The organism is Thioalkalivibrio sp. ALgr3, from assembly GCF_000377325.1.
Taxonomy (GTDB): Bacteria; Pseudomonadota; Gammaproteobacteria; order Ectothiorhodospirales; family Ectothiorhodospiraceae; genus Thioalkalivibrio.
This window is the reverse complement of record NZ_KB898014.1, coordinates 1-3,516: the sequence shown is the minus strand read 5'-3', so window position 1 is coordinate 3,516 and position 3,516 is coordinate 1. Positions and strand designations below refer to the sequence as shown.

Below are 3,516 nucleotides of genomic sequence, written 5' to 3'. Positions count from 1 at the left end.
CCCGAGCCGGAACCCGAGCCGGAACCCGAGCCGGAACCCGAGCCGGAACCCGGCTCGGACGAAGAACCGGCGTTCGACGATTCCTCCGACGAGGCGGAAATCCCGCAGGCCTCGGAAAAGGACGAGGATGACTGGGAATTCGATTTCCCCGATCCCGACGACGAATCCCGGTAACCCGCCCGTAGGAGGCCGGCCCTCCGGCCGATCATGTTCGACGCCGGATCGGCCAGGGGGCTGGCCTCCTACGCGGGGGGGCGGTAGGAGGCCGGCCCTCCGGCCGATTCGGCCGGGTGGGGCGTCGGGCCCCGATCGGCCAGGGGGCTGGCCTCCTGCGCGGGGGGACGGTAGGAGGCCGGCCCTCCGGCTGATCATGTTCGACGCCCGATCGGCCAGGGGGCTGGCCTCCTACGCGGGGGCAATGCCCCGGGGCGCATGACGTTGTTCGAGGGCGGCGGGCGCCGTGCGCATAATCGGCGGATGTATCGACCGAATGCCCGCGCGAGGTAAGCCGACCCCATGGCGACCGTGAAAAGCACCTGCTACGAATGCGACGCCAACTGCGCGATCGACGTGACCCTGGACAACGCCGGCGAGCCGGTGAAGATCGACGGCCCCGACTGTCCGCGCTGTTACGTCCAGCTGGATCGCCGCAACCACCCGGAACGCCTGCTGTACCCGCTGCGGCGCACCGGACCGCGCGGCAGCGGCGAGTTCGAGCGCATCTCCTGGGACGAGGCGCTGGACACCATCGCCGAGCGCCTGCGCGCGACCCGCGACGCGCACGGCGCCCCGGCGGCGGCGTTCTTCGCCGGCTACACCAAGGAGGCGCGGCCGCAGCTGCAGCGCCTGGCGCATGCCTTCGGCTCGCCCAACTACCTGACCGAGAGCGGCTGCTGCTTCTCCTCGACCAAGGTGGCGGAGGAGGTGACCTTCGGCACCAAGATCAAGACCTCCTCCACCGTGGCCTCGGATGCGACCCGCTGCCTGCTGGTGTGGTCCACCAACCCGCGCGGGTCCATCCCGCCATTCCATCAGCATGCGCTGGCCGCGGCACGCCCCGGCTGCGCCACCGTGGTGGTGGACCCGCGGGTGACCCCGCTGGCGGAGCAGGCCGAGGTGCACCTGCAGATCCGTCCGGGCACCGACGGGGCGCTGGCGCTGGGCATGCATCACCTGATCTTCGAGAACGGCTGGCAGGACCAGGCCTTCCTCGACGAATGGGGCAACGGGGTGGAGGCCTTTCGCGAATACGTGGCCGGATTCCCGCCGGAGCGGGTGGCGGCGATCTGCGGCATCGAAGAGGCCGATCTGCAGCGCGCCGCCGAGCTCTATGCGACCCGTAGCCCGGCGCAGATCATGCTCTCGCCCACTGCCACCGTGCAGCATTCCAACGGCTTCCAGAATCATCGCGCGGTGACCCTGCTGGCGGCGGTCACGGGCAACATCGACCGCGAGGGCGGCAACCGCTTCTTCAACGACAAGGTCACGCCGAAGCCGATCGACCTGTTCGACCACTGCAAGGAAAACCTGCCGCCGCGCATCGGCGACGAGACCTTCCCGGTGTGGACGGCCCACTGGCCGGCGGCGCAGAGCATGCTGCTGCCGGACGCGATCCTCGATGGCCGGCCGCAACGGGTGCATTCGCTGCTGGCGATGGGCATCAACACCGCGATGTGGCCGAACTCGAAGCGCATGGAAGAGGCGCTGGGCGCGCTGGATTTCTTCGCCGTGTCGGACTTCTTCCACAACCCGGCCACGCGCATGGCGGACATCGTGCTGCCGGCCGCCACCAGCCTCGAGCGCCCGGCGCTGATCGCCTATCCCGGCTGCAACTTCCGCGGCGAGCTGCGTTACCGGCATCAGGCGGTGGCCCCGCGCGGCGAGGCACGCGCCGACGCCGAGGTGTTCCTCGAGCTGGGCGTGCGCCTGGGCATGGGCGAGCAGTTCTGGGAGGGCGATCTGGAGGCCAGCTGGGCCGAGGCCGCCGAGGGCATCCCCGAGACCATCCGCGAGCAGGTGTACAACGACCCGGACGGGGTGACCGTGTTCGCGAAGGCGCTGGATGATCTGGTCGAGCACGGCTTCGAGGAGGGCGACCGCCAGTACCGCCTGCACGGCTTCCGCACCGTCAGCGGCAAGGTGGAGTTTGATGCCGCCGAGCTGCGCGAGGCCGGGTACGACGGCCTGCCGCTCTGGCGCGAGCCGGCCGAGAGCCCGGTTTCCACGCCGGAGCTGGCGCGCGACTATCCGCTGGTGCTGACCAGCGGCGCGCGCCACAAGCACGCCACCCACTCGCAGCACCAGTACCTGGAACGCATGCGCCGGGCAATGCCGGAGCCGCTGGTGGAGCTGAACCCGACCGACGCCGCGGCGCGCGGCATCGCCGATGGCGACACGGTGGAGGTGCGCTCGCCGCGCGGGCGGGTCGCCTTCGTGGCGAAGGTCACCGACCGCATCAAGCCCGGCGTGGCGCACTGCCAGCACGGCTGGAACCACGCCAACATCAACGAGCTGACCGACGACCGCAACCTCGACCCGATCAGCGGCTTCCCCGCGTTCAAGTCGCTGCTGTGCGAGGTGGAACGCCTGCGCGCCGGGCACGAACAACGCCTGCCGGAGGCGGGCTGACCTTGCCGTTCGTTGGTGTCCTGCCCGAGCGTCGGCACATCTTCCGGCCCGAGCCGCGCCGCGAGGTGGCGGTGTCCGATGCCGCCGCCTGGCGCCTGAACCCGGGCCATCGGCATGTCTACGACAAGCTGCGCCTGGCCCTGGATGCGGGCCTGACGGCCGCGCCCTGCGGGGTCGCGCCCACGGACCTGGGACTGGCGGCGGCGGACACGGTGTTCGTGAAGCCGATCACCAACCTCGCCGGTATGGGGCTGGATGCCCGTGCCCTGCCCGCCGGCGAGGTGCCGGCCGAGCCCGGCAGCTTCTGGTGCCAGCGCCTGGAGGGGACGCACACCAGCACCGACTGCCTGGTGGAGAACGGCGAGGTGCGCTGGTTCGCCCACACCCGTGGATCGGACGAAAAGGACGCCGCGCGCCCGATCTACTGGGAGGTCGGCGCCGCCGTGCCCGAGGTGGAGCCGTGGATCGCCGACTGGGTGCGGCGCAACCTGGCTGGCTACAGCGGCATCTGCAATATCGAGCTGATCGGCGGGCGGCCGATCGAGGCCCATCTACGCGGCTCCAACGGCTTCTTCGACTTCTACGGCCCGGCGTTCATCCGCGCCTGGGTCGCGCTGGCGGACGGCGAACCGTTCACGCCACCGCCGCCGATCCCCGGTGGCTACATCATCTCGGTCTTCGGCGAGTTCGAACTGACCGATGCCGATTTTCGCGCCGCCGAAGACGCCGGCGTCGACCTGAAGCCCGATCCCTCAACCCCGGGCCGATCCGCCATCTTGCGCAGCGCGGATCGCGACGCCGGCTTCGCCCTCTACCGCCGCCTCACCGGCCAGCCCGGCCCCGAATAGAAACGCCGGATCGCGCAGAGGGCTGCGCTCCTACGAGACC

2 protein-coding genes are annotated in these 3,516 nt (G+C 70.7%); both read left to right on the top strand.

The window, feature by feature from the left end; genetic code table 11:
- Positions 1-516 precede the first annotated feature (516 nt).
- On the top strand, positions 517-2,628 hold the full coding sequence (locus C998_RS0113680; protein WP_018871440.1) for a molybdopterin-dependent oxidoreductase: 2,112 nt from the start codon (positions 517-519) through the stop codon (positions 2,626-2,628).
- Between the two features lie 2 nt (positions 2,629-2,630).
- On the top strand, positions 2,631-3,476 hold the full coding sequence (locus C998_RS0113675) for a hypothetical protein (protein WP_018871439.1): 846 nt from the start codon (positions 2,631-2,633) through the stop codon (positions 3,474-3,476).
- Positions 3,477-3,516 lie beyond the last annotated feature (40 nt).

Coding starts and splice junctions, on each gene's coding strand:
- C998_RS0113680 (WP_018871440.1), top strand. CDS start 517: ATGGCGACCGTGAAAAGCACCTGCTACGAATGCGACGCCAACTGCGCG.